24 protein-coding genes and 1 pseudogene are annotated in these 23,890 nt (G+C 74.9%); 14 read left to right on the top strand and 11 right to left on the bottom strand.

Annotated features, from left to right (window positions below; genetic code table 11):
- The first annotated feature begins 70 nt into the window (after positions 1–70).
- Positions 71–781 carry a hypothetical protein gene (locus ACIQR3_RS17610; protein WP_403539564.1) on the top strand — a complete coding sequence of 237 codons (711 nt, stop codon included), beginning with the start codon at positions 71–73 and terminating at the stop codon, positions 779–781.
- Positions 782–833: 52 nt separating this feature from the next.
- Here ACIQR3_RS17610 and ACIQR3_RS17605 read toward each other — a convergent pair whose 3' ends face one another.
- Entirely contained in the window at positions 834–2,090 is a 1,257-nt protein-coding gene (locus ACIQR3_RS17605; protein ID WP_403539562.1) for an MFS transporter, read from the bottom strand.
- A gap of 501 nt (positions 2,091–2,591) precedes the next feature.
- On the opposite strand from ACIQR3_RS17605, the gene ACIQR3_RS17600 reads away from it, so the two are divergent.
- Positions 2,592–3,608 carry an NAD-dependent epimerase/dehydratase family protein gene (locus tag ACIQR3_RS17600; RefSeq protein ID WP_403539559.1) on the top strand — a complete coding sequence of 339 codons (1,017 nt, stop codon included), beginning with the start codon at positions 2,592–2,594 and terminating at the stop codon, positions 3,606–3,608.
- A complete protein-coding gene (locus ACIQR3_RS17595) occupies positions 3,605–4,486 on the top strand; it encodes a glycosyltransferase family 9 protein (protein ID WP_403539557.1) in 882 nt (293 codons plus the stop codon). Before ACIQR3_RS17600 ends, ACIQR3_RS17595 begins: the two co-directional genes overlap by 4 nt.
- A gap of 128 nt (positions 4,487–4,614) precedes the next feature.
- On the opposite strand, the gene ACIQR3_RS17590 is transcribed toward ACIQR3_RS17595, so the two are convergent.
- A complete protein-coding gene (locus tag ACIQR3_RS17590) occupies positions 4,615–5,178 on the bottom strand; it encodes a hemerythrin domain-containing protein (RefSeq protein WP_403539554.1) in 564 nt (187 codons plus the stop codon).
- Between the two features lie 283 nt (positions 5,179–5,461).
- Here ACIQR3_RS17590 and ACIQR3_RS17585 point away from each other — a divergent pair, with 283 nt between their 5' ends.
- Positions 5,462–6,802, top strand: a complete 1,341-nt coding sequence (locus ACIQR3_RS17585) for an MGH1-like glycoside hydrolase domain-containing protein (RefSeq protein WP_403539551.1) — start codon at positions 5,462–5,464, stop codon at positions 6,800–6,802.
- 49 nt (positions 6,803–6,851) lie between these two features.
- On the opposite strand, the gene ACIQR3_RS17580 is transcribed toward ACIQR3_RS17585, so the two are convergent.
- Positions 6,852–7,388, bottom strand: a complete 537-nt coding sequence (locus ACIQR3_RS17580) for a DoxX family protein (protein ID WP_403539548.1) — start codon at positions 7,386–7,388, stop codon at positions 6,852–6,854.
- A 255-nt stretch (positions 7,389–7,643) separates the two neighbouring features.
- Between ACIQR3_RS17580 and ACIQR3_RS17575 the strand changes: the two genes are divergently transcribed.
- A complete protein-coding gene (locus ACIQR3_RS17575; protein ID WP_403539546.1) occupies positions 7,644–10,691 on the top strand; it encodes a glycosyl hydrolase in 3,048 nt (1,015 codons plus the stop codon).
- Between the two features lie 25 nt (positions 10,692–10,716).
- On the opposite strand, the gene ACIQR3_RS17570 is transcribed toward ACIQR3_RS17575, so the two are convergent.
- Positions 10,717–11,217 carry a hypothetical protein gene (locus ACIQR3_RS17570; protein WP_403539544.1) on the bottom strand — a complete coding sequence of 167 codons (501 nt, stop codon included), beginning with the start codon at positions 11,215–11,217 and terminating at the stop codon, positions 10,717–10,719.
- A pseudogene (locus ACIQR3_RS17565) lies at positions 11,214–11,432 on the bottom strand (hypothetical protein); the annotation flags it as partial. The pseudogene ACIQR3_RS17565 and the gene ACIQR3_RS17570, both read right to left, overlap by 4 nt.
- 193 nt (positions 11,433–11,625) lie before the next feature.
- Between ACIQR3_RS17565 and ACIQR3_RS17560 the strand changes: the two are divergent.
- Positions 11,626–12,267, top strand: a complete 642-nt coding sequence (locus tag ACIQR3_RS17560; RefSeq protein WP_403539541.1) for a GNAT family N-acetyltransferase — start codon at positions 11,626–11,628, stop codon at positions 12,265–12,267.
- A gap of 35 nt (positions 12,268–12,302) precedes the next feature.
- On the opposite strand, the gene ACIQR3_RS17555 is transcribed toward ACIQR3_RS17560, so the two are convergent.
- The 3 genes from ACIQR3_RS17555 to ACIQR3_RS17545 are packed head-to-tail and all read right to left on the bottom strand — an operon-like array spanning position 12,303 to position 13,965.
- On the bottom strand, positions 12,303–13,028 hold the full coding sequence (locus ACIQR3_RS17555) for a metallophosphoesterase (RefSeq protein ID WP_403539539.1): 726 nt from the start codon (positions 13,026–13,028) through the stop codon (positions 12,303–12,305).
- Positions 13,028–13,276 carry a BON domain-containing protein gene (locus ACIQR3_RS17550; protein WP_403539536.1) on the bottom strand — a complete coding sequence of 83 codons (249 nt, stop codon included), beginning with the start codon at positions 13,274–13,276 and terminating at the stop codon, positions 13,028–13,030. Before ACIQR3_RS17550 ends, ACIQR3_RS17555 begins: the two co-directional genes overlap by 1 nt.
- Positions 13,273–13,965 (bottom strand): nucleotidyltransferase family protein, encoded by a 693-nt coding sequence (locus ACIQR3_RS17545; RefSeq protein ID WP_403539533.1) that lies wholly within the window; start codon positions 13,963–13,965, stop codon positions 13,273–13,275. The genes ACIQR3_RS17550 and ACIQR3_RS17545 overlap by 4 nt, the downstream gene beginning before the upstream one ends.
- Positions 13,966–14,138: 173 nt before the next feature.
- Here ACIQR3_RS17545 and ACIQR3_RS17540 point away from each other — a divergent pair, with 173 nt between their 5' ends.
- Positions 14,139–14,423, top strand: a complete 285-nt coding sequence (locus tag ACIQR3_RS17540) for a hypothetical protein (RefSeq protein ID WP_403539530.1) — start codon at positions 14,139–14,141, stop codon at positions 14,421–14,423.
- Between the two features lie 22 nt (positions 14,424–14,445).
- Here ACIQR3_RS17540 and ACIQR3_RS17535 read toward each other — a convergent pair whose 3' ends face one another.
- Positions 14,446–15,657 carry a PP2C family protein-serine/threonine phosphatase gene (locus tag ACIQR3_RS17535; protein ID WP_403539528.1) on the bottom strand — a complete coding sequence of 404 codons (1,212 nt, stop codon included), beginning with the start codon at positions 15,655–15,657 and terminating at the stop codon, positions 14,446–14,448.
- Positions 15,658–15,819: 162 nt separating this feature from the next.
- On the opposite strand from ACIQR3_RS17535, the gene ACIQR3_RS17530 reads away from it, so the two are divergent.
- Positions 15,820–16,221, top strand: a complete 402-nt coding sequence (locus ACIQR3_RS17530; protein ID WP_403539525.1) for an SRPBCC family protein — start codon at positions 15,820–15,822, stop codon at positions 16,219–16,221.
- A gap of 153 nt (positions 16,222–16,374) precedes the next feature.
- Entirely contained in the window at positions 16,375–16,572 is a 198-nt protein-coding gene (locus ACIQR3_RS17525) for a hypothetical protein (RefSeq protein WP_403539522.1), read from the top strand.
- Between the two features lie 33 nt (positions 16,573–16,605).
- Here ACIQR3_RS17525 and ACIQR3_RS17520 read toward each other — a convergent pair whose 3' ends face one another.
- Positions 16,606–17,022: an SH3 domain-containing protein gene (locus ACIQR3_RS17520; protein WP_403539519.1), complete on the bottom strand. Its 417-nt coding sequence runs from the start codon at positions 17,020–17,022 to the stop codon at positions 16,606–16,608.
- A gap of 170 nt (positions 17,023–17,192) precedes the next feature.
- Here ACIQR3_RS17520 and ACIQR3_RS17515 point away from each other — a divergent pair, with 170 nt between their 5' ends.
- Together ACIQR3_RS17515 and ACIQR3_RS17510 are read left to right on the top strand one after the other, a co-directional pair.
- Entirely contained in the window at positions 17,193–17,729 is a 537-nt protein-coding gene (locus tag ACIQR3_RS17515; protein WP_403539516.1) for a hypothetical protein, read from the top strand.
- A gap of 93 nt (positions 17,730–17,822) precedes the next feature.
- Complete coding sequence (locus ACIQR3_RS17510; RefSeq protein WP_403539513.1) at positions 17,823–18,452, top strand: hypothetical protein; 630 nt, start codon at positions 17,823–17,825, stop codon at positions 18,450–18,452.
- Between the two features lie 9 nt (positions 18,453–18,461).
- On the opposite strand, the gene ctaD is transcribed toward ACIQR3_RS17510, so the two are convergent.
- A complete protein-coding gene (ctaD, locus tag ACIQR3_RS17505) occupies positions 18,462–20,174 on the bottom strand; it encodes a cytochrome c oxidase subunit I (protein WP_403539511.1) in 1,713 nt (570 codons plus the stop codon).
- A gap of 236 nt (positions 20,175–20,410) precedes the next feature.
- On the opposite strand from ctaD, the gene ACIQR3_RS17500 reads away from it, so the two are divergent.
- The 3 genes from ACIQR3_RS17500 to ACIQR3_RS17490 all read left to right on the top strand — a co-directional run bounded on the left by ACIQR3_RS17500 (position 20,411) and on the right by ACIQR3_RS17490 (position 23,465).
- Complete coding sequence (locus tag ACIQR3_RS17500) at positions 20,411–20,605, top strand: hypothetical protein (protein ID WP_215174723.1); 195 nt, start codon at positions 20,411–20,413, stop codon at positions 20,603–20,605.
- Positions 20,606–21,478: 873 nt separating this feature from the next.
- The gene (locus ACIQR3_RS17495) at positions 21,479–22,813 is read left to right on the top strand and encodes a cation:proton antiporter (RefSeq protein WP_403539509.1); all 1,335 of its coding nucleotides are present in this window, start codon (positions 21,479–21,481) and stop codon (positions 22,811–22,813) included.
- A 208-nt stretch (positions 22,814–23,021) separates the two neighbouring features.
- Positions 23,022–23,465, top strand: coding sequence for a hypothetical protein (locus ACIQR3_RS17490; protein WP_403539506.1), 444 nt, complete (start codon positions 23,022–23,024; stop codon positions 23,463–23,465).
- Positions 23,466–23,890 lie beyond the last annotated feature (425 nt).

The raw sequence follows: 23,890 nt of genomic DNA, 5'->3' as shown, positions 1-23,890 counted from the left end.
GGCCGGACGTCGCGGGCTACGGTGGCCGCTGCCCCACCACCCATCGAAGACCAGTTCGGACGGCTCGGCAGTGCAAGCAGAACTCTCCCCGGTCATCGCGGCCACCACCCAGTGGCTGACACGTTCCTACCCGGCGTACGGCGGCGCGTTCTCCGCCGCGCTCTGCGAGGCGCAGGCACGCCAGGCCGTGACGGTCGCGGCCAGGCTGCGCCACCCGACGCCGATGGACGCCGCGCTGGTCGCTGTGGCGGGGCCCGGCGGCTCCGCCCGGCTGGACCGGATCTCGGGCGCGGACGACGCCGTGGCCGGTGCGCCGGACGAGCACGCCTGGCGCAGCTGGGTCGACGAGGCCGTGGCGAGTTGGGCGGCCTGCCTGCTGGGCGACGCGGAGCTGGCGGACCGAGCTGTGTCCGCGCTCGTGGATGACGGTGTGGTGGGGGCTGGCCGGTCCGTGGCTGGGCTCGCGGATGACGGTGAGGTGGGGGTGGACCGATCCACGGAGGACGGTGTGGTGGGGGCTGGCCGGTCCGTGGCCGCGCTCGCGGAGGACGGCGCGGTGCGGGCGGAGCCGTCCGTGGCTCGGCGTGCTGATGACAGGGCCGTACCGGCGGAGCCGTCCGGGGCCGCGCCCGTCGAGTACCGGCGGCTGCTCGCGCCCGACGCCGCCGACCGCCGGGCCGCCGCTCTGCTGCGCCACCCCGACCTGCTCGCCCCCGTCGCCGACCTCCACCGCGCCCAGCTCCTGGCCCGCCTGGACACGGGCTCGGCGCGGGCCGCCTGAGCGGCGGCGTCCGCCGGGCCACCCCGGGGACGACGCGGCACCGGTGGTGCGGTCAGGCGGCCGGCGTCAGTGCCGGCCGGGCCGGGGCGTCGGCGCCTTCGGGCCGCACGGGCACCGTCACCGGAACGCGGCGCCGGTGCAGCAGGTGCCCCGCGCCGATCGCGGCGGCGATGAGGAGGCCGCCGGTCACCAGGGCGCCCCGCGCGCCGGCCAGCTCCATCAGCAGGCCGAGCGCCGGCGGACCGCCGAGGCTCCACACCGTGCCGATGCTGCCCCACACGCCCAGCACCCGGCCCCGCAGGTGGGCGGGCGGGTCGGTCTGCAGGACCGACGTGGCGGCCGTGTCGGAGACGGACTCCACCACCGCCATCGGCAGGACCATGACCAGCAGAACCGCCATCGACGGCGACACCCCCGCCGCCACCTGGAACAGCCCGCCCGCCGCCGCCAGCGCGCCCACCAGACGCACCGAGGGCCGCCGCATCCGGGCGCCCAGCACCGCGCCGACGATGCCGCCGGCCGCGAGGACGGTGGAGACCGTGCCGAACGACCCGGCGCCGCCCGCGAGCGGCCCGGTGACGAGCACGGCCAGGGTGAGCTGGTAGTTCCGGCCGAAGACCGCGCTGATCCCGTAGACCCCGGCCAGCGCCAGCAGCCGGGGGCGCCGGGCGAAGAAGGCGAGGCCCTCGCGCACGCCCGTTCCGGTCGTCGTGGGACGCCGGGACGGCTTCCCGCTCGCCCCGGCCGCCCGCTCCGCCGCCCCGCGCACCGGACGCAGGAACGGGATGACGGAGGCCACGAACAGGAAGGAGACCCCGTTGGCCGCGTAGGCGGCGGCCGTGCCCAGGAAGCCGACGGCGACCCCGGCCAGGGCGGCGCCGGTGAGCCGGCCCGCCTGGTGCACCAGGGCGCCCACCCCGATCGCGGAGGGCAGGTCCTCCGCCGGGACGAGGTCGTTGCCCAGCAGGGAGCAGGCCGGACCGTCGACGGTGGCGATGACACCGGTCACCGCGGCCAGCACCATCAGGGACGTCATGTCGAGGCGGTCGAGGGCCACCAGTACGGCCGTGGTGAAGGCGACGGCGCCGAGCAGGGTCTGACTGACGGCGGCCGTCAGCCGGCGCGGCCAGCGGTCGACGGCGGCACCGCCGAAGACGCTGATCAGCAGGGCGGGCGCGGCCTGGACGGACATGGACAGACCGGTCGCGGCGGCGGACCCGGTGATCTGGAGGACCAGCAGGTTCTGCACCGTGAGCTGCATCCACGTACCGGCGTTCGACACGAAGTTGGCGACCGACCACCAGCGCATGCCGCGGTGGCGCAGGGACCGCCACGGCGAGCGGGACGGGGGCGGGGACGGTGCTGAAGCCGGGGGAGGCGCGGGGGCCTGCGGGGCTGGGACGGGGGAGGAAGGCACGTTGCGTCACTCATGAAGGCCGGGGGAGGAGCCCGGAGGGGGAGGGGGACCGGAGCGGGATCGCCGGCTTCGCTGCACGGTCGCTCCACAAGGCCGGAGTACGGCGCCGACCATGGTGGCAGAGGGAGACGGCGAGTCGATGACGGAAACCGTCCGCCGTGCGGACGAGATATCGCCAACTGGCCTCTGCCGAGAGCTGCTTGACGCGGTGAGTGCGGTTGCTCACAGGTGTCCGCTGGGCTCCCGCGCCGTGACCCCGGACACAGCGTCCGGACCGTCGTCCCGGACGCCCGGGAGCCACGGGGCACGGCAGGCGTCAGAGCATGAAGACGACTCGGTGGGGCACTCGGGGCGGGGTCGTCAGCGCTGCGCGGAGGAAGGGAAGGTCTCCTCATGATGCCGATGGCGGCGTTCGCCATGAAGACCGAGGCCCGGGCCCCCTGGGACCGGGCCCTGGTGACCGGGGGCGCGGGGTTCCTCGGCTCACACCTGTGCGCCCGGCTGCTGGATTCGGGTGTCGAAGTCGACTGTCTGGACGATCTCTCGACGGGCCGGGCCGAGAAGGTGGCCCACCTGGCGGGCCGCCCCGGGTTCCGCTTCCTGGAACGCGACGTCGCGGACCCCGGCCTCCCGGACGCCCTCGCCGGACCTTACGACCTGGTGCTGCACCTGGCCGGTCCCGGCCGCCCGGCCGCCTGGCCGGACCGCCCGCTGGACCTGCTGGACACCACGAGCGCGGGGACCCGCGCCGCCCTGGCCGTCGCCGCCCGGGACGGCGCCCGGTTCCTGCTCGCCTCCGCGCCGCCGCCCGCGGACCCCGGCCCCGCCGGCCCGGCCGACCCCTTCTCCTCGCACGGGGCGTACGCCGAGGCCGTCCGGTTCTCCGAGGCGCTGGTCGCGGCACGGGCGGGCGACCCCGGTTCGAACGCCGGCATCGTGCGGCTGTTCCCCGTCTGCGGGCCCGGGATGCGGACGGACGACGGCGGGGTGCCGGGCGCCTTCCTCGGCCAGGCCCTGGCGGGCCGGCCGGTCACCGTCGCCGGGGACGGCACCCGCAGGCACTCCCTGTGCTACGTCGACGACCTGGTCGACGGGGTGCTGCTGGTCGCGGCCGGCCGCTCGGTACGGCCCGTGGACCTCGGCGGCGACGAGGCGCCGACGGAACGGGAGATCGCCCGCCGGATCATCGAGCTGACCGGCTCCGACGCGCCGCTGACCTGCACCGGCCGGCCGCCGGACGGCCCTGAGTCGCCCCGGCCGGTCACCGGCTTCGCCCGCGAGATCTTCGGCTGGATGCCCGGTGTGACCTGGCAGGAGGGCCTCGCGCGCACCGTCGCCGCCCGCACCGAACGGCCCGCACCGGTGCCGGCCGCCGCGGTGGTGCGCGACGGCGGGGGGTGGTGGGCGTGAAGGCGCTCGTCGCCCACCCCGGCGGTTTCGGTGAGGTCCTGCTGGCCGGCCCGGCCGTGCGGGCGCTGGCCACCCGGGCGGGCACGGTCACCATGCTGTGCGAGGCCCGCGGGGCGTCCGCCGCCCGGCTGCTGCCGCACGTCGACGACGTACTGGTGTGGGACACACCCGGGCCCGACGACGGCACCGGTGGCACCGACGGTCCGCTGACGCGGCTGCGGCAGGAGGTGTACGACGTCGCGCTCGTCCTCGGCCCGGAGCCGCTCGGTGACTGGCCGGCCCCGCGCCTGCCGCGCTCGGCGCGGGTACGACGCGTCGCCGCCGGCCGGGCCGACGGCCCCCTCCGCGGCGTCGGCGACGCCGGTGCCCGGCGGCACCGGACCGCCGTCCGGGCCGGGGCGGAGGCGGCCCTCGCCGCGGCGGCCGACCTGGGTTTCGGCCTGCGCGCCGGGGACGACGGACGGCTCCGCGTCCGGCCGGTCCCCGACACCGCGTCCCTCACCGGCAACGGGCCGTACGTCGCCGTCCACCCCGGAGCGGCTGATCCGGGCCGGGCCTGGGACGCCGCGCACGGCGCCGGGATCGTCGCCCGGCTCTGCGACGCGGGCCACCGGGTCGTCGTCACCGGCGGACCGCAAGAGGCCGCCCTGACCCGCGCGGTCAGCGGTGACACCGCGGTCGACCTCGGCGGACGCACCACCTCGCGGGCCTTCGCGGGCGTGCTGAACTCCGCCGACCTGCTCGTCACGGCCGCGACGGGCCCGGCCCACCTGGCCGCGGCGGTCGGGACACCGGCCCTCGTGCGCGGGGAGGCGGGCCCGGGAAGCGCCGAGGACGTGGTCAGGGCGGTCACCGAACTGCTGGTGGCGGCCGGCTGAACAGGCCGACGGGTCCGTCACGTACGGCACGTGGCGGGCCCGTCGGCGCGTCCGTCAGTACGGCACGTGGCGGACCTGTCGGCGCGTCCGTCAGTACGGCACGTGGCGGACCTGTCGGCGCGTCCGTCTCAGCCGGACTTCCCGCGTCCCGACAGCGCGTCCCGCATCCGGTCGACCAGTCCGGCGCCCGGGTCCATCAGCTTGTTCAGCGGCGGAGTGTCCGGCGCGGCCGGGTGCGGGCGGGTCGGAGCGGTCTTCTTGGCCCTGCGCACCTGGTCACCGAGCTTGTCCAGCGCCTCGGGTGGACACGCCTCGCGCAGCCGGGGGAAGAGGTTCTCCTCCTCGTCGGCCACATGGGCGCGGATCTCGCTCATCAGCATGCCCATCAGCCGGTCGAACTCGGCGTCGTCCGCCTCCCGGTGCTCCAGGTCCTTCATGAGCTGCTCGGCCTCGGCGTGGTCCTCCAGCTCCTTGTCCGCGAGCGCGGCGCCGCCGGCCACGTGTTCCCGGACGGCCGGGTACAGGTACATCTCCTCGGCCACCGAGTGCCGTACCAGCTCCATGGTGACCTGATCGGCGTACACCTTGCGGTCCTTGTGGCCGGGCGGCAGTGCCTCGATCTTCCCGAAGAGCTCCTCGACCTCCCGGTGATCGGTCGTCAGTTCGTCGACGACGTCTCCACCGTGTCCCATGTGACACCTCCAGCCGGGTTCGCGGGGCCGGGTCCGGCCACCACGGACGCCGGGTCCCCGCGTCCCCGGCGGAGTAACGCCGTGTCCGGCGCGCACCGGGCGCGCGGACTTAAGCGCAACCGTCAGACATCACGGCATCGGTTTTGCGTGTTGACACGACATAAGTTGGGGATATTGTCGACGCAACCGCAGACCGTAACTTTCCGGAGCCGTCCGTGGAACGTGCCGTTCACATCACCCGCTCCCCGCAGCCGGAAGCCGTCGAGCCGAAGGGGTCCGGGGCGTGACGTCACTGCTCGACCGGGCCGACCGGCCCGCGCACGCCGGCGTCCCGGCCCCGGCTCTGCGGCGCGGGGCCGCGCGGGTCCTCACCGACAACTGGACCGGTGCCTCCACCGTGCCCTCCCGCACCCTCTATCCGCACCAGTGGAGCTGGGACTCGGCCTTCGTCGCCATCGGGCTGCGCCACCTCTCGGCCCGCCGCGCCCAGCGCGAACTGGAGTCGCTGTTCGCCGCGCAGTGGGCGGACGGCCGTATCCCGCACATCGTGTTCAATCCCGCCGTGCCCGAGGACGCCTACTTCCCCAGCCCGGACTTCTGGCGCTCCTCCCGCGCCGGCCGGGCGGCGGGCGCCCCCGCGGCCCCGGAGACCTCCGGCATCGTCCAGCCCCCGGTGCACGCCCTGGCCGCCTGGCTGGTCCACCGCGCCGACCCGGACCTGTCCCGCCGCCACCGCTTCCTCGACCGGGCCTACCCACGGCTCACCGCCTGGCACGACTACCTGCTCACCCGCCGCGACCTCGGCGGCGGGGGGCTCGCGGCGGTCGTCCACCCCTGGGAGCCCGGCACCGACAACAGCCCCTGCTGGGACCGGGCCCTCGGCCGCGTCGACCCCGCCCCGCCGGACACCTTCCGGCGCGCCGACCTCGACCACGGCCACCCCCGCGACCGGCCCACCGACCTCGACTACGGCCGCTACGTCCGTCTCGCGGCCGACTACCGGGCGGCCGGCTACGACGACCGTGCCGCCCGGCCCGCCTTCGCCGTCGAGGACCCCTGCTTCAACGCGCTGCTCGCCGTCGGTGAGCACGCCCTCGCCGCCACCGCACGGGCCCTCGGCCGCGCCGACGCCCCGCACACCGCCCGCGCCGACGCCCTCACCCGGAACCTGGTCGACCGGCTCTGGGACGCCGAGGCGGGCCTCTTCCGCGTCCGCGACCTGCGCACCGGCGACCTGGTCGACGAACGCGGGGTCACCGGACTGGTCCCGCTCCTCCTCCCGCACCTGCCGGCCCGGGTGGTCCACGCCCTGCGCACCACCCTCGCCGGGCCGGGCTTCGCCGCCCCCGCCACCCGGCTGGTCCCCAGCTACGACCTCACAGGGCCCGCCTTCGACCCGCAGCGCTACTGGCGTGGCCCCGCCTGGTTCAACACGGCCTGGCTGATCCATCGGGGCCTGCGCACCCACGGCGCGGACGCGGACGCCGAACGCCTGCGGCAGGGCTTCCTCACCGAGGCCGGCCGGTCCGGTTTCGCCGAGTACGTCGACCCCGTCACCGGCGAGGCCCGGGGCGCCCGGCACTTCTCCTGGACGGCCGCCCTCACCCTCGACCTGCTGCGCTGAGGAACCACTGAGGAACCGCTGAGGACCCGCTGGGAACCCGCCGATCCCGTCAGCGCCGTCCGAGCTTCTCCAGTACGCCGCCCGCCGCGGCGGCCGGGCCCGCCGTCGCCCTGACCGAGCGGTGCACCAGGCGGGCGTCGCGCCGCAGGTCCCGCGCGCTGTGCCGGCCGCGCCACAGCAGCGAGGGGGCGCCGCCCGTGTCGTCGGCCGCGATCAGCAGCCCGCCCAGCATCGAGAGGTTCTTGATGAAGTGGACGCGCTGCTGGGCGCGGGCGGACGGGTCCTCCTCCTCCCAGAAGCGGTGACCGGCGAGCGTGGTGGGCACCAGCGTCGCGGCGAGGGCCAGCGCCGCCAGCCGGGGACAGCGGCCGAGCCCGAGCAGGATGCCGCCCGCCACCTGGACCGCCCCGTTGATCCGCACCAGTTGCTCGGTGCTGTCCGGCAACGCGCCCACCCGGTCCGCCACGGGGCGCACGACGGGTTCGGCCGCCGGGGCCACGTCCTCGGGGCTGCGGAAGGAGTGCAGGCCGCCGGTGACGAACATCGAGGCCAGCATCGGACGGCCGGCCAGGCGCAGAAGGCTCATGGTGTGCTCCAGACGTGTCGGGCCCTGTGGCCGTCGCCGGGTTCCCCACCCGGCCCACGCCAATCGACGCCCGCCGACGACGCGTCAGGTACGCGGGTCGAGAGCGCGGTCGAGAACGCGGGTCGAGAACCCGGCAACAGATCGAGAACCCGTGCACGGATCTTGACCCGCCCCGCACGGGCCACTTAGCGTTCCCGCACTGACAGGCGATTGAAACGATTCACCCGCCTTTTCGCTGAGTCGAGGGACGCACTCATGCACGAACACAACACGCCGCGCCCGGCCGTGCCGCGCCGCCGCATCCTCGCCGCCGGTCTCGGCACGGGCGTCGCGGTGGCCGTGGGGGCCACCGCCGGGGCGCCCGCCGCGTCCGCCCGGCCCGCCGCGGACGGCCTCGGCGCGAACGCCCTGTCCGTGTCCGCCGGACAGGCACCCGGCGCCGCCTGGTTCGCCGAGCCGCCGCGGTCGGTGCGCCCCAAGTTCCGCTGGTGGTGGCCGGACGGACTGGTCGACCCCGACGAGATCGCCCGGGAGATCGACCAGATCGCCGACGCGGGCTTCGGCGGCGTCGAGATCGCCGCCGTCCACCACAGCGTCACGGACAAGTCGGTCCTGGACACCGCCCACCACGGGTGGGGGAGCAGACCCTGGCGGGACGGCGTCGAGGCGGCCCTGCGCCGGGCCGTGCGGCGCGGCCTCACCGTCGACCTCACCCTCGGCCCGAGCTGGCCGACCGCCGTCCCCGGCGTCACCCCCGACGACGAGGCCGCCGTACACGAACTCGCCCACGGCCGCGCCCCGGTGCCCGCCGGCACCACCTATGCGGGCCCCGTCCCGGCGCCCGTGCACGAGCCGTCCTCCGGCGTCACGCGGCAGACGCTCCTCGCCGTCCAGGCCGCCCGGGTGAACACGGCCAACTCCACCCGCAAGGAGACCGGCCTCGACCTCGCCTCCGTCCAGGACCTCACCGCCACCGTCACCGACGGCGCATTGACCTGGACGGCGCCCGACGACGGCGAGTACGTGCTGATCTCCTACTGGCAGCGCGGCTCGGGGCAGCAGCCCGAGTCGGGCCCGCACTCCTCGCCCGCCGCCTACGTCGTCGACCACTTCAGCCCCGCCGGCACCGCCGCCGTCACCGACTACTGGGAACGGAACCTGCTGACCCCGTCGATCCGCAAGCTGCTGAAGGCGGCGGGCGGCGCGTTCTTCGAGGACTCCGTCGAACTGGAGACCGAGGGCCTGGTCTGGACGCCGAAGCTGCCCGAGGCGTTCGAGAAGGACCACGGCCGCCCCCTGCTGCCGTACCTGCCCGCGCTGGTCCTGGACGACAGCAACCAGGTGTTCGCCTTCGAGGCGCAGGAGACCCGGCAGATCCGCCACGACTTCTGGGAGACCGTCTCCGGCCTGTTCAACCGCCACCACGTCACCGCCCTGCGCGACTGGGCGCACTCCCTGGACATGGAACTGCGCGCCCAGCCCTACGGCCTGCAGACCGACGCCATCGCCACCGCCACGATCCTCGACATCGCCGAGGGCGAGTCCCTCGGCTTCAAGAACCTCGACGACTACCGCTGCCTGGCCGGCGGCCGGGACATGGCGGGCCACACCGTCCTCTCCTGCGAGGCCGGCGCCTACAACGGGTCGGCGTACAGCACCACGTGGGACCGGTTCCTGCGCACCATGGGCGGCGCCTACGCGGCCGGCGTCAACCAGACCGTCGTGCACGGCTTCTCCTACGCCACCGTCCCCGGCGCCGCCTGGCCCGGCTTCGCCGCCTTCAGCCCCTACAGCGGGGCGCCCGGCTACGGCGAGTCCTGGGGCCCGCGCCAGCCCACCTGGGACCACCTGCCCGACATCGCCGGCTACCTGGGCCGGGTGCACCGCGTCCTCCAGGCCGGCGTCACCCGCGCCGACGTCGCCGTCTTCCGGCAGACCGGCTACACCGCCACCGGCATCGGCGCCTCCTGGTTCACCTCCACCGGCGTCCCGCTCGGCTGGAGCCACCAGTTCCTCAGCGGGCCGCTCCTCGACCTGCCCGCCGCCACCGTCGAGGGCGGCCGGCTCGCCCCCGACGGCCCCGCCTACAAGGCCCTCTTCGTCGAGGGCGACTTCTTCTACTCCTCCACCCCCACCCTCGCCCTCGCCGACGCCCGCAAGCTGCTCGCCCTCGCCGCCAAGGGGCTCCCGGTCGTGCTGCTCGGCGTCTTCGACCAGGCGCTGACCCCGGGCGTCCCGGCGGACGGCGAGACGGAGAAGCTGCGCGAGGTCCTCGCCCGGCTGCTCGCCCTCCCCAACGTCGCCCTCGTCACCGGCAAGACGGCCGTCGGGGACGCCCTCACCGGCCTCGGCGTCACCCCCGACGTCCGGTACGCCACCTCCTCCACGCTCCTGAACGCCCACCGGGCCACCGCCGACGCCGACTTCTACTACCTCGTCAACGGCAAGCACGCCGAGACCGTCAAGCCCGCGGTGGCCGCCATCGACCACGACGTGACCCTGCGCCGCACCGGGCGCGGGAGTACCGTGCCCTACCTGCTCGACCCGTGGACCGGCGAGGCGGTGCGGCTCGCCCGGTACACCGAGGACGGCGACGCGTTCACCGTCCGCGTCACGCTCCAGCCCGGCGAGACGATGATCGTGGCGCTGGGCCGTCCCGGCCTGTTCGGCGACCGTCACGGCAACCGCCCGCACGTCCTCACCACCGACGCCGACGAGGCGCTGTTCACCGGCAAGGGGCTGGCCGTCCGCACGACCACCGCGGGCACCTTCACCACCCGGCTGTCGCGGGGCCGCCCGGTCACCATGACGGTCCGGGAGGTGCCCGAGCCCATCACCCCCGCATCCTGGCGGCTGGAGGTGGAGGACCGGCTCCCCGGCTCCTCCGCGACCCGCACCGACCTGGTGCGCCGCACGGTGGAGCTCGACACGCTGCTGCCCTGGTCGCAGATCCCTGAACTGGCCGACTCCGCGGGCGTCGGCCGCTACCGCACCACGGTCACCCTGCCCGCCGGCTGGGACGCCTCGCACGGCGCCCGTCTGGAACTCGGGCAGGTCAGCGACACCGTCCGGGTCACCGTCAACGGCACCCGGACGCCACCGGTGGACCGCCTCCACCCCGTCGCCGACATCGGGCCGTACCTGCGGCGCGGCCGCAACGTCATCGAGGTCGAGGTCGCCACTCCGCTGATCAACCGCCTCCGGGTGGCCCGGCCGGACGTGTTCGGCACCACCGCCCGGCAGGACCACGGTCTGGTGGGGCCGGTCCGCCTGGTGCCGTACGTCCAGAAGGCCGTGGACTGACGGCCCGCACCCACAAGGTCCGAGGTCAGAGGCCGGTGAGGACCTGCGGCGACAGCGTCTTGATCAGGGTGTTGGTCCAGCGCAGTTGCCGCAGCGTCTCCGGATGACAGCCGGAGACCACCGCCAGCAGCCCGGTGTCCTTCGACGCCTGCGCGGCCTGCGCGAGCATCTCCCAGTACAGGGAGTTCTCGGCCGCCGCCAGGTGCAGGTCGCGCAGGTCGCGCAGGAGCAGCAGACCGGGCTCCGGGCGGTGGCCCACCGCCTCGGACATCTTCCGCCGGAGCGTGGCGAACACCCCGTCGTCCTCGCTCTCGTCCCCGTCCATCGGCCCGTCGAGGTCGAGGCCGTACGCCGCGCCCGCCGCGGTCAGCCGCCGTACGTGCTCCCGGGACCACGCCGCCAGGTCGAGCGCGACATGCCGTACCTCGTGCTCGGTGCGGTGCCGGTCGGCCACGGCCTTCAGGTCGTGCGCCAGCCGTCCCTCGCCGTGGTGGAGGGCGCGTACGGTCAGGGTGATGCCGTTCACCGGGCACCTCCGCGCGGGGCCGGGGCCGACGCGGTCACCGTCGGCGCCGGGGCCGGGGTGCCGTCGCCGCGGGCGACCAGGGTGAGCGCGGCGGCGGACGTCTTGAACAGCGGCTGCTTGGAGACCGGGTCCCAGTCCGTGACCGTGGTCTCGTTGGCGGCCCGGCCGGGCGCGTCCGGTGCGGGTCCGGAACCCCGCGCGGTGTCCCAGTAGCCGTCCGCTCCGGCCAGGACCCGTGCCGCCGGTGCGGCGTCCGGTCGCCCCAGGGGTGCGCGATCCGGTCCGCGGTCTCGTCCATGTGCGGCTCTCCCGTCCGCTCCGGTCCTCCGGCCGGAGCGGGTACCCGCCCGCGCGCCCGTGAAGCGGAGACCTCTTGTGGGAGCGCTCCCAGCGGGGCACGATACAGCCGTGACCTCGACTGCCAGCGCAACCGTACGCCCGTACCGTCCCGAGGACGCCCCGGCCCTGGACGACATCTGTGTCCGCACCGGACACAACGGCCAGGACAGCCGGCCCCACTACACCGACCCGGGCGTGCTGGCCGCGACCTTCGCCGCCCCCTACGCCCACCTGGAGCCCGAGCTGACCTTCGTGCTGGACGACGGGCGGGGCCACGCCGTCGGCTACATCCTCGGCACGGCCGACACCGCGCGCTTCGCCGCCGACTTCCGCACCCGGTGGCTGCCCCGGGTCGCCGACCGCTACCCGGCGCCCCAGGGCCCGCCCGGCTCCCTCGACGAGGTGATCGCCGGGCTGCTGCACCGCCCCGAGCGGATGGTCGTGCCCGAACTGGCCGGCCACCCCGCCCACCTCCACATCGACCTGCTGCCCGAGTGGCAGGGCCGCGGCCACGGACGCGCCCTCATGCACACGTTCCTGCGGGCCCTGCGGCAGCGCGGGGTGCCCTCGGTCCACCTGGTGATGGCGACGGCCAACACCCCGGCCAGGGCCTTCTACGACCGGCTGGGCTTCCAGCCGGTCGAGGTGCCGTCGTTCGGGCCGGACACCACCGCGCTCGGCCGTACGACCGCGGCGGACCCGGGCGCGTGACCGTGGAGGTTCCGGGTGTGCATGTGTGATCGTGATCAGGTCAGGGACAGCTGGTAGACGCTGAACGCCCGCTTGATCACCGGCTGCGCGACGTTGCGCACCCGCACCCCGCCCGCCGTCATCCCGTGCTCCGACCCCAGGTGCGCGTGCCCGTGCACCGCGAGGTCGGCGCCGGCCGTGTCGATGGCCTCGGCCAGCAGGTAGCTGCCGAGGAACGGGTGGATCTCCAGCGGCTCGCCCGCGAGCGTGTCGGCGACGGGGGAGAAGTGGGTCAGGGCGATCCGCGCCGCGCAGCCGCGGCCGTCCAGGTCCTTCAGCGCGGCGCACAGCGCGTCGGCGCTGCGCCGGGTGGTGCGGACGAACTCCTTCATCACCGGCTCACCGAACTCCCCGGCGCTGCGCCCGACGAACCCCCCGCCGAACCCCTTCGTCCCCGCGATGCCGACCCGGGTCCCGGCGCACTCGACGACGGTCCCCTCGCCCTCCAGGACCGTCACCCCGGCCTCCCGGAGGATCTCGGTCACCTTCTCGGGCTGCTCGTCGTGATGGTCGTGGTTGCCGAGCACGGCCACCACCGGCACCGGCAGCTCCCGTACCTCCCGGGCCACCACCCGGGCCTCCTCCGGCGTGCCGTGCCGGGTCAGGTCCCCGGCGAGCAGCAGCAGGTCGGCGCAGTCGGACAGGGTGTCGAAGGCGGGACGCAGCAGGCCCTGGCTGTCCAGGCCCATGTGGATGTCCCCGACGGCGGCGACACGGATCATCACAGCTCCTCGGCACGGTCGGGGCCGGAGGTCTCGGCCACCACGATGTCGCTGTGCACGGTCAGCCCGGCCAGCTCCTCGTCGACGACCCGCAGCAGGGTCGCCCGGCACTGGGCGGAGGGCACGGTACCGGTGACGACGACCGCCCCGGCCCGGACCTCGGCCCGTACGCCGAGTTCGCCCAGTTCCTCGGCGGCCAGCCGGTCGTGGAGGTGCGCGACGCGGTACTCGACGTTCTCTTCGCTCATCGGTGCTCCTCCTCGGCACGGGCCGGGATGATCTCCAGCCGCTCCAGGATGAAGAAGAAGGCGGCGGGCATCGGATCGGCCCCGCAGTCGCGGCGCAGCCGCTCCCAGTCGACTTTCTCCCGCAGGGTGCGGGCGATCGGCAGGACGGCCCCGAAGTCGCAGTGGTGTTCGGAGAAGGCCGCCAGCAGTCCGTGCAGCAGGTCCGTCGGCGACAGCACCGGCATGAGCACCGAGTCGACCGACAACTCCTCGGCCCGGCCCAGCAGTTCGGCGGTGACGGGTTCGTGCGCCAGCGCGTGGATCAGGTCGACCTGCTGGCCGAGGCAGTCGGCCTTCAGCAGCCAGTCCTCGGGCGGCGTGAACACGGACAGGCCGGCCTCCCGCAGCGCCTGGGCGACGGCCCCGGCGTCCTCGGGGCGGATGCAGAAGTCCACGTCGTGCTGGAGGTTCTGGACGCCGCCGTGCGCGTAGACGGCGACGCTGCCCGCCAGAGCGAACGGCAGCCCGGTCTTCTTCAGCAGCGCCCCGACCTGTTTGGCGGCCTGGAGGATCGCCTGGTTGCGGTCGAGCGGGAGGTCCTCCTCGCGGGTCCCGCCGCCGCACGGGACGGGCACCGACTCGCCCGCCACTCGGAGTTCCGACACGCCGGCGCGCTGGTCGAGAGCGTGATCGTCGGCGGGCTGCGTCATCGCTGTCCTCCCTTTCCGGTCCGGGCCGTCCCCGCGGCGGCCGGGAGCGGGCCCCCGGCGACGGGATGCCGTTCGGGTACCCGGCGGGCCACCGTCGACACGGGACGGTACGGGCGCCGCCGCCCGGGGCACCCGGACGGCATGAACGGCGACGAGCGGAGCACCCGGACGGCATGAACGGCGACGAGCGGAGCACCGTGGAGCGGCTGGTGTCGGCGTGGCTGGCGGAGACCGCGCGGCACGACCCCGCGGCGGCCCGCGAGGCCCGCGCCGGCTGGGCACACGGCCGGCTGTCCGAACGGGCCGCCCAGGACCTGGCCACCTGGGTCACCGCCCGGGTCACCGACACCGGCTTCAACGCGGACGAAGGACCCTACGTCGCCGGCCCGGAGCGCATCACACCGTCGGACAAGGACACGGTGCACGGCTGGCTGCGGGCCCGCGGACACCAGGTCTGACCGGAGCGGGGACCAGGCACTCTCAGCGGGCCGGCGGGCGCCACTCGAACATCAGCAGCGTCGCGTCGTCCCGCAGCCGGTCCGCCTGCGCGTCCAGGATCGAGTGGATCAGGCGGCGCAGCGTCTCCGGCGCCAGCTCCCCGCCGGACGTGGCCCGGATCACGTAGTCCCCGAACCGTTCCAGACCCATCAGCCTGGCCTCCCGGGTTCGCGCTTCGGTGATCCCGTCGGTGTACATCAGCACCCGGTCACCGGGCTCCAGCGGCATCTCGTGCGTCTGGCGCGGCCGGGGGGACAGCTGCGACGGCAGCCCCATGGGAGGGTCGGGCTCCCGCTCCAAGGCGTCCATCAGCAACTGGTCGCGGCGGATCAGCAACGGCGCCGGATGCCCGCAGTTGCTCCAGCGCAGTACCCCGGTGGCCAGGTCCAGCTGGGCGATGACGGCCGTGCAGAACTTCTCCGGCAGCCACCGGGCCAGCGCCTCGTCGACGGACCGCACCAGTTCGGGCAGGTCGGCGCCGGAGCGCCGGGCGTTGCGGCAGGCGGCCAGCGACACGGCGCTGGTCAGCCCCGAGGCCAGGTCGTGCCCCATGGCGTCCAGGACCGCGACGTGCAGGGTCGTCTCGGTCAGCGAGTGGTCGAAGGCGTCGCCGCCGATCTCGTAGGCCGGTTCCAGGACGGCGGTCGACACCACCTGGCCGTCGCCGATGGTGCGCGGCGGCAGGAAGGCGCGCAGCATCTCGGAGGGCAGCTGCATCCGTTCGGTACGGGTGCGCCGGACGAAGGAGTCCTCGAAGGCCCGCTTCGACGTGATCATCATGGCGAGCAGCGAGGCCAGCGCCCGGCCTCGGGTGAGCCCTCCGGAGGTGAGCGCGGACTGGTTGACGGCGAGCACCCCGAGCCGCTCGGCGCCGTCCAGCAGCGGGAACCAGACGGTGACCCCGCCCGCCTCCCCCTCCTCCACCCGCAGCGACTGGGTCCGGTACGCCCAGCCCGCCAGCGAGCCGTCGACGGGCAGCGTGGCGGCCACGTCGGTGTGCGGGACGAGGTGCCGCTGCTGGAGGTCGACCAGGTAGACCACGGCGTGCTGGAGCGCCAGGGCCTTGGCGCAGCGCGTCACCGCGGTGGACAGATCCAGCGTCAGGTGTTCCGGATCGGCGAGGAACTCGTACAGCCGCCCGGCGTCCGGCTCTGCCGTCGACACTCGTCCTCCCTCGTCGTGCGGGTGGGGCACGTCGTCCTGGATGAGTCACGCACCGGCCGGGGTGCGTTGCGCGCCAGTCTGGCACCGCCCGCCGTACCCCGCTCGCCGAGCGCGGCCGGACGCTTCGACCGCGCCGGACCGGGCACGCGGGGCTGTGGCAGGACCACCCCCGAGCCGAGGAGCGGTGCCGCGATGACCGAGTACGAGCGTTCCCGCACCATGCCCGCCGACGCCGGACGCGTCTTCGACCAGGCCGCGGACGCCGGGCGGCTGGACGCCTGGATGCCCCGTGACCTGCACGTGCGCGTCGAGGACCCGCCCGCCGTCACCGTGCACGAGGACCGCACCGACCAGGACACCTCCGCACTGCTGCGGGCCCGGCCGGAGCAGCTGCGGCTCGAATGGGGCACCCGCGACGAGGGTGCCTACGCCGGCTGGCTCCAGGTCGCCGGCGTCGAGGGCGGCACCAGCGAGGTGACGGTCCACCTGTCCTTCTTCGACGACCGCCACGACCCGGGGCACCGGGCGGTGACCGACGCCCTGGACACCAGCCTGCGGCGGCTGGAGGAACAGGTACGGCGGCACGCCGGCTGAGCGCCGCAGCGCGCGCGGCGCTCAGCCGGCGTGCCGGGTCGTACGGGGCAGGCCCGACGCGGTCGCCGTGTCGGTGGCCGTGGCCGTGGCCGTGGCCGTGCTCGCCGTCTCCGCCGCCCCGGCCGCCGCCGTCCCGTCCCCGGCCCACCCGGCTTGCTGGAACCGGCCGACCTGCCGCCGCGCCCGCCCCTCCGGCGGGGCGCGGTACAGCCGACGTCGGCCTGTGCCCCGGTGGACCGGGGCGGCAGCGCCGTTGCTGTCGTCCGGCGGGACCGGGCGGGCACCCTCGCCGACGCCCCGGCCGCCGCCTTCGGGGCGACCACCGTCACGGCCGTCGGCAGGCGGTCCTGACGGCGGCACCCGGGGGCGGGCCGGAGACCCGCGTCAGCAGGTCGCCGAGGCGGGCAGGCCGCCGTACGCACCGCCCTCGAGATGGACGGCGCTCACATGGCCCGCCAGGAGCCGGACCCAGACGTCGTCGCCGCGGCCGTTCCCGGTGACGGTCCCGCCGTGCGTCCAGCAGTAGGCGCCGCGCGGCCGGCCGGGCGCGAGCGACCCGGTCCTCGCCGAGGACCGGGCGGGGCCCGAGTGCACGTCGGCCCTCTCGTGGGCCTCGACCGTGTAGGGCGCGGCACGGCCCCGGTCACCGCCCCGTACGCCGGCGTCGGCCGCGACGGGGGCCGTGGCGGGCGTCGGGCCGGCGACCGGGGCCGTGCCGGCGGTGGTGACGGCGAGCGGCGCGAGCAGGACCAGGGTCCCGGCCGCGAGCACCGCGACCCCGCTGGAGGGACGGTTCGGCATGTCTGTCTTCCCTGTGCTGATCTGCCGTGACCTGTACGCACGTACCGCGCCGCGGCAGCTGTCGGTCACCCGGCACTGTAGGGAGCGCGGAGCGTCAGGGGTCCCTGACAAAAGTCAGGGCGGGCGCCGACGGGCGTCCCGGCGGCCGGCCGCCGAGGCACCCACCCCGCATGAACGCACTGCGCCGCCCGCTGACGGACCGCACCCTCCCGGCACTGGCCGAGGGCTACGCGTGGCTGCCCGACCGGCTGCGCGCGAGCGACGGCCCCGTGGTCGCCACCCGGCTCCTCGGCCGCCCGGCGCTGGCCGTACGCGGATCGGAGGCGGTGCGCCTCTTCCACGACGAGGGCCGCGTCCGCCGCCACGACGCCCTGCCCGGGCCGGTCCTGCACACCCTCTTCGGACGGGGCGCGGTGCCCCCCTCGACGGGGACGCCCACCGCGCCCGCAAGGCACTGTTCCTGCCGCTGCTCGAACCCGAGAAGGTCGCGGGCGTCACCGCGGAGGCCACCGCGGCCTGGGACGAGGCTGTCCGCGCCTGGAGCGCACGCCCCCGCGTGGTGCTGTTCGACGTGGCCGGTGTGGTCCTCACCCGCGGCGTCTGCCCGCTGGGCCGGCATGCCGCTCGCCGAGGACGCGGCGGAGCCGCTGGCCCGGGACCTGCCGGCGCTGGTCGACGGGTTCGCCGCCCTCGGCCCCCGCCGCTGACGGGCCAGGCGCGCCCGCGCCCGTCAGGAGGCCCGGTTCGCCCGGCTGACCGAGGACGTACGGCCCGGCGCGGTCACCACGCCCCCGGGCTCGGTGCTCGACCGGACCGCCCGGCACCGCGACACCCCGGACGGGCCGCCGGACGCGCGCACGGCGGCGGTGGAACTGCTCGACGTGCTGCGGCCCACGGCCGCCGTCAGCTGGTTCGTGGCCTTCGGCGCCCACGCCCCGCACCGGTGGCCGCACCACCGCGACCGGCTGCGGGCCGGCGACGCCGCCTTCGCCACCGCGTTTCGCGCACGAGGTGCGCCGCTTCTGCCCGTTCGCCCCCTTCCTCGGCGGCGTGGCCGTCACCGGCCTGGCCCGGCACGGCGCGACGCTGCCGCCGGCGGCATCCCGCTGCTCGACGTCCACGGCCAGAACCACGACGAGGAGCCGTGGGGCGATCCGTACGCCTTCCTGCCTCGGCGAGGAGCGGAGCGCTTCCTGGACCGGCCGATCGGGGCCGACGAACTGATCCCGCAGGGCGGCACGGACCCGGCCGCGGGCCACCGCTGCCCCCGCGAACGCGTCACCGTCGGCCTGCTGGAGCCCCTCACGACCGGCCTCGCCCGCCTCACGTACACGCTGCCGGCGCGGGACCTGTCCATCCCCCTGCGCCGCGTCCCGACCCGGCCCCGCGACAAGGTGGTCCGCACCGGTGTGCGGGCGCCCGGCGTCTGACGCCGCCGGTCAGGGCCGGTCGCTCTCGTGGCCCGGCGCGTCCAGCACGTCGCGCTGTCCCGCCGTCTCCTTCTCGTCCAGCTTCGCCACCGCCGGGTGGTGCAGGTCGAAGGCGGGCGACTCGGAGCGGATCCGCGGCAGCGCGCAGAAGTTGTGGCGGGGTGGCGGGCAGGAGGTCGCCCACTCCAGGGAACGCCCGTACCCCCAGGGGTCGTCCACCGCGACCGGCTCGCCGTAGCGGGCGGTCCGCCACACGTTGTAGAGGAACGGCAGGGTGGACAGGCCCAGCAGGAAGGCGCCGATGGAGGAGACGGTGTTGAGCGCGGTGAAGCCGTCGGCGGCCAGGTAGTCGGCGTACCGGCGGGGCATGCCCTCGGCGCCGAGCCAGTGCTGCACCAGGAACGTGGTGTGGAAGCCGGCGAACAGCGTCCAGAAGTGGACCTTCTCCAGGCGCGTGTCGAGCATCCTGCCGGTCATCTTCGGCCACCAGAAGCTGAAGCCGCCGAACATCGCGAAGACGATCGTGCCGAACAGCACGTAGTGGAAGTGGGCGACCACGAAGTAGCTGTCCGTGACGTGGAAGTCCAGCGGCGGCGAGGCCAGGAGCACGCCGGTCAGACCGCCGAAGAGGAACGTGACGAGGAAGCCGGCCGCCCACAGCATCGGCGGCTCGAAGGAGAGCGAGCCGCGCCACATCGTACCGATCCAGTTGAAGAACTTCACCCCGGTCGGTACGGCGATGAGGAAGCTCAGGAAGGAGAAGAAGGGCAGCAGCACGGCCCCGGTGGCGAACATGTGGTGGGCCCAGACGGTCGCCGACAGACCGGTGATGGCGATGGTGGCGCCGACCAGACCCGTGTAACCGAAGATCGGCTTGCGCGAGAAGACCGGGATGATCTCGCTGACCACGCCGAAGAACGGCAACGCCAGGATGTACACCTCGGGGTGCCCGAAGAACCAGAACAGGTGCTGCCACAGGATCGCCCCGCCGTTCCCGGGGCTGAACACCTGTGCCCCGAACCGCCGGTCCGCCTCCAGCACCAGCAGCGCCGCCGCCAGCACCGGGAAGGCCAGCAGCACCAGCACCGAGGTGAGCAGCACGTTCCAGGTGAAGATCGGCATCCGGAACAGCGTCATGCCCGGCGCCCGCATGCAGGCGATCGTGGTGATGAAGTTGACCGCCCCGAGGATCGTCCCGAACCCGGTCAGCGCCAGCCCCATGATCCACAGGTCGCCCCCCACATAGGCGCTGTGGTCGGCGCCGCTCAGCGGTGTGTACGCCGTCCAACCGAAGTCGGCGGCGCCCTGCGGGGTGAGGAAGCCCGCCAGCACGATCAGCCCGCCGAAGAGGAACAGCCAGTACGAGAACATGTTCAGCCGCGGGAAGGCGACGTCGGGGGAGCCCAGTTGGAGCGGCATGACCACGTTGGCGAACCCGGTGAAGGTCGGGGTGGCGAACAGCAGCAGCATGATCGTGCCGTGCATCGTGAACGCCTGGTTGTACTGCTCGTTGGAGACGATCTGCAGCCCCGGCCGGGCCAGCTCCGCCCGGATCACCATCGCCAGGGCGCCGCCGATCAGGAAGAAGCAGAACGAGGTGATCAGGTAGAGATGGCCGATCCGCTTGTGGTCGGTGGTGGTCAGCCAGGAGATGATCACCCGGCCGCCGCCGCGGGGGACTGCCTCCCGCACCGGAGCGAGCGGTTCCGTCTGTGTCGCCATCAGCTTCCTCGGGTCGGACCCATCAGTACTCCTGCGGTATTCCGACAACGCGTCAGACGTCCACGGACGAGGGGCCGGATGGCTGATCGTTTTCTCTCCACCGGGTGGGTCACGGCCCTCGCCCCGGGCCCGGCCCGGCCGGTCCGTTCACTCGAATGGCCCCCGCACGGTAGGAGTGACACCCCGACTCGGTGTCTCCTGGAGAGTGTCAGCGGCGTCCAACCCGGGAGGCCGGTATGTACGAGATGTGCGTAGGCCCGGAAAAGCCGGGCGGAGCCCTGGTGTGGCATGTGATGGCCAAACAGGCCGCGGCGACGTTGTGCGGGCAGAAGCTCCGCCGACGTATCGCGGCGACCGACGGCGAGCGGGCACGGCACTGCCCGGACTGCATGTCCTCGTTCGAGAAACTCATGGCCACCACGCCGTGCTGACCGACCGTCGGCCACGGCGCCCGGCCCGCGGGGTCATGTGCCCGGTGATCCCCGCGTGTCCAGGGTGCCCACACCGTTCGTGAGCCGGCCCCGCCGCACATCCCGCGGCGGGGCCGGCGCACGTCCGCGTGCCGCCGTGCGGGCCATGGACGCGGGGCCGTGTTCCTCCGGCGTCCGGCCGGGCGGACGCCCGGGCTCCCGCACCGGGCGCGGCGGTCGGCCGACCGACGCGGCGGCGGTGGACCACCCGGACGGCGGAGTCTCGTCTCCCGTGGGCGGGGAAGCCGCAGGCCGTACCCGGGCGTCATGTCCTCCCGCGCCCGGGTACGGCGGTGGGCCGCGGCCGGCATCCCCGAGTCGGCCGCGGCCCTCGCGCGCGGGCCGGCTCCGGCGTTCTGGGTGCTGGCCTCCCGCGGAATTGGGTGTCACCCCCGATGGTCGCCGCCACCGCGACATGTGACGGTGGAGGCACGCCGCGCCCCGGGCCGCCGGGGCGGGGGAGGCGGCCGCGAGTCCGGACGCGACCGGGCCGCAGCGGCCGGGACAGCGGGCCGCGTGCCGTGGTCCGGCCGGGCACGCCGTCGTGTCCCGGACAGGGCACGCCGTCGTGTTCCGGGCAGGGCCGGCAGACCGCCGTACCGCCGTACCGCCGTGCACCCTCGCGCGTCCTTCCCGTACGGCCGTTCGCGTCCGCGTTCCTGTCGCCGCCCGGTGGGCCGGCGGTTCCGGGCGGTGTCACCACAGACGAAGACAGCCGAAACAGTAGAAAAGCTGAAAAGGCTGAAAAGAATAAAAAGCCGAAAAGGAGGACCCGCATCCACCCCCGTGAAGTGAAGCGATCCCGACTCTCCGCGTGGCCGAAGGCGGTGCGACATGGGGCACGCTGACACCCTGCTCGCCATGGGCGGCGCGTTCCTGGCCGCCGCGTTCCTGGCCCGGCTCGGCGGCCGGATCGGACTGCCGACGATCCCGCTGTTCATGCTCGCCGGCATCCTGCTCGGCCCGCACACCCCGGGCTTCGTCCTGGTGGAGGACGCGCACGACTTCGAGATGCTCTCGGCGCTCGGGCTGGTGCTGCTGCTGTTCTACCTGGGCCTGGAGTTCCACCTCGACGACCTCAAGAGCGGCGGCAGGCGGCTGCTGTCCGCGGGCGGCGTCTACCTGGTGCTCAACGTCGGGGCCGGCCTGGGCTTCGGGTTCGCCCTGGGCTGGGGGCTGCGGGAGGCGCTGGTCCTGGCCGGTGTGCTGGGCATCTCCTCGTCCGCGATCGTCACGAAGATCCTCATCGACACGGGACGCATCGGCCGCCCGGAGACCCGTCTCATCCTCGGCGTCATCGTCGTCGAGGACATCTTCCTCGCGCTGTACCTCGCCGCCCTCCAGCCGGTCATCAGCGGAGCCGAGGGCTTCGGGGAGATGGCCCTCCAGGCGGGCAAGGCGTTCGGCTTCCTGCTGGTGCTGGCCGTCGCGGCCCGCTACGGCACCCGGCTGGTCGGGCGTCTGATCGCCACTCCCGACAACGAGTTGCTGGTCATCAGCTTCCTCGGGGCCGCGGTGCTCGTCGCCGGTGTCTCGGAGGTCCTCGGGGTCGCCGACGCGATCGGCGCGTTCATGGTCGGCCTGATCCTCGCCGGAACGCCCTCCGGGCCCCGCATCCGGGAGCTGGTGCATCCGCTGCGCGACGCCTTCGCCGCCATCTTCTTCTTCGCCTTCGGCCTCGCCATCGACCCCGGCGACCTGGCCTCCGTCGCCGTGCCGGTCGCCGTAGCGGCCGTCCTCACCCTCGTCATGAACGTCGTCGCGGGGCTGTGCGTGGCCCGCGTCTACCGCTACGGGGCCGAGCCCGCCGCGGAGATCGCCACCACCCTGGTGGCCCGCGGGGAGTTCGCGCTGATCCTGGCCGCGATGGCCGCGAGCGCGGGGCTGGACGCGCGGCTCGCCCCCTTCATCGCCGGCTATGTCCTGGTGCTCGCCGTGCTCGGACCGATCGTCGCGGGGCGGGCGCATGTGCTCGCCTCGGGCCTACGGGCCGCCCGCACACTCCTCGCCGGCCGCTCCGGCCGCTCCGGCCGCTCCGAGCGGGACGGGCGGGACGGGCGGGAGGCCCGGAAGGGGGAGGCCCGGAACGGGGAGGACGCCGCCGGCACCGACGACGACGCCCCGACGGAGGCGCCCGCCGTCCCGCTGCCTGCGGAGGCCGAGCGGTAGGCGGACCCGACGGCGACGGCGACGGCGACGGAGACGGAGACGGAGACGGAGACGGAGACGGCGACGGCCCCGGGGACCCGTCCGGTCATGGCAGGCTCGTTATTCGGCCTGGCCGCCGTACGGTCCGCGCGCCGGTGGGACAATCTGCCCGCGGGATGGGCAGCCGACGTCGTGGTCGACGCCGCCCGGGACCGGAAGGAGCCGTCAGATGGTCGAGTGGGTGCCGTTGGGCCGCGGTGCGCGGCCCGTCCCCCAGCCGGTGGCGGCTCCGCTGGTGTGGAGCGGAGCCTTCTGCGGTGCGCTGGCCCTGGTGGCCCTCCTCAACAGCGTCGTCGGCCCCGGCCGCCCGGGGCTCGCCCTGTCGGTACTGTCCCTGCTCGCCGCCGTGCTGGGCCTGTGCGCCCGGTTCACCGCCGCTCCCGGTACGGCCGTGCTGTGCTGGCTGTCCCTGAACGGCTTCGCCATACCGCCCGCCGGCACCCTCACCTGGGCCGGCGCCCGGGACGCGGGCTGGCTGGCCTGCCTGTTCGCCGCGGCCCTCGGCGGCACGGCCCTGGCCCGCATACGCCACGCCCGCGCCGCCTACCGCCGGCTGACGACGGCGGGCGGGTACGAGGCGCGGGGGTCCGGCTGGGGCCCGGGGGACGACTGAACGGGCCCGCCGGGCGCTGCTCTTCGAGCGGATCGCCGGGGACGCGTACCGCGGCGGGGCGTACGGGGCACAGGGCAGACCGATCGGCCCGTCGTCCACGCTCCGCCTGGTGGCGCCCCCGGTGGTACTGGGCGACGGCGCTGAACGCCGCCTTGGGCTCCCACGGCATGTCGGGGTACGTGTCCCCGTGGCGGTCCTCGAAGACCTTGACGGTGCCGTAGCCGGCCAGGCCAGGCCCAGGCCGTCGCGGGGGCGCCGTCGGGGCGGTGCGGGCGGCCCGGCCGGTCTCGTCGCGGACGTACTGCCCCGGCTGAGCCCGACGGGCGACGTGCCCAGTCGCTCCGGGCGCCGCCGGAAGGGGGACGGCGCCGGTACTCGCCGCCCCCGCCCGGAAGGGGCCCGCCCGCCGGTGGCGGACCCCGGTG

Origin of the sequence: Streptomyces sp. NPDC090994 (assembly GCF_044768905.1) — a bacterium.
In the GTDB taxonomy this organism is placed as follows: domain Bacteria; phylum Actinomycetota; class Actinomycetes; order Streptomycetales; family Streptomycetaceae; genus Streptomyces.
This window is presented reverse-complemented; position numbering and strand designations above follow the sequence as displayed.

Coding starts and splice junctions, on each gene's coding strand:
- ACIQR3_RS17605 (WP_403539562.1), bottom strand. CDS start 2,090: ATGCGCTGGTGGTCGGTCGCCAACTTCGTGTCGAACGCCGGTACGTGG.
- ACIQR3_RS17600 (WP_403539559.1), top strand. CDS start 2,592: ATGATGCCGATGGCGGCGTTCGCCATGAAGACCGAGGCCCGGGCCCCC.
- ACIQR3_RS17590 (WP_403539554.1), bottom strand. CDS start 5,178: ATGGGACACGGTGGAGACGTCGTCGACGAACTGACGACCGATCACCGG.
- ACIQR3_RS17580 (WP_403539548.1), bottom strand. CDS start 7,388: ATGAGCCTTCTGCGCCTGGCCGGCCGTCCGATGCTGGCCTCGATGTTC.
- ACIQR3_RS17575 (WP_403539546.1), top strand. CDS start 7,644: ATGCACGAACACAACACGCCGCGCCCGGCCGTGCCGCGCCGCCGCATC.
- ACIQR3_RS17555 (WP_403539539.1), bottom strand. CDS start 13,028: ATGATCCGTGTCGCCGCCGTCGGGGACATCCACATGGGCCTGGACAGC.
- ACIQR3_RS17550 (WP_403539536.1), bottom strand. CDS start 13,276: ATGAGCGAAGAGAACGTCGAGTACCGCGTCGCGCACCTCCACGACCGG.
- ACIQR3_RS17545 (WP_403539533.1), bottom strand. CDS start 13,965: ATGACGCAGCCCGCCGACGATCACGCTCTCGACCAGCGCGCCGGCGTG.
- ACIQR3_RS17540 (WP_403539530.1), top strand. CDS start 14,139: ATGAACGGCGACGAGCGGAGCACCGTGGAGCGGCTGGTGTCGGCGTGG.
- ACIQR3_RS17530 (WP_403539525.1), top strand. CDS start 15,820: ATGACCGAGTACGAGCGTTCCCGCACCATGCCCGCCGACGCCGGACGC.
- ACIQR3_RS17520 (WP_403539519.1), bottom strand. CDS start 17,022: ATGCCGAACCGTCCCTCCAGCGGGGTCGCGGTGCTCGCGGCCGGGACC.
- ACIQR3_RS17515 (WP_403539516.1), top strand. CDS start 17,193: ATGAACGCACTGCGCCGCCCGCTGACGGACCGCACCCTCCCGGCACTG.
- ctaD (WP_403539511.1), bottom strand. CDS start 20,174: ATGGCGACACAGACGGAACCGCTCGCTCCGGTGCGGGAGGCAGTCCCC.
- ACIQR3_RS17500 (WP_215174723.1), top strand. CDS start 20,411: ATGTACGAGATGTGCGTAGGCCCGGAAAAGCCGGGCGGAGCCCTGGTG.
- ACIQR3_RS17495 (WP_403539509.1), top strand. CDS start 21,479: ATGGGGCACGCTGACACCCTGCTCGCCATGGGCGGCGCGTTCCTGGCC.
- ACIQR3_RS17490 (WP_403539506.1), top strand. CDS start 23,022: ATGGTCGAGTGGGTGCCGTTGGGCCGCGGTGCGCGGCCCGTCCCCCAG.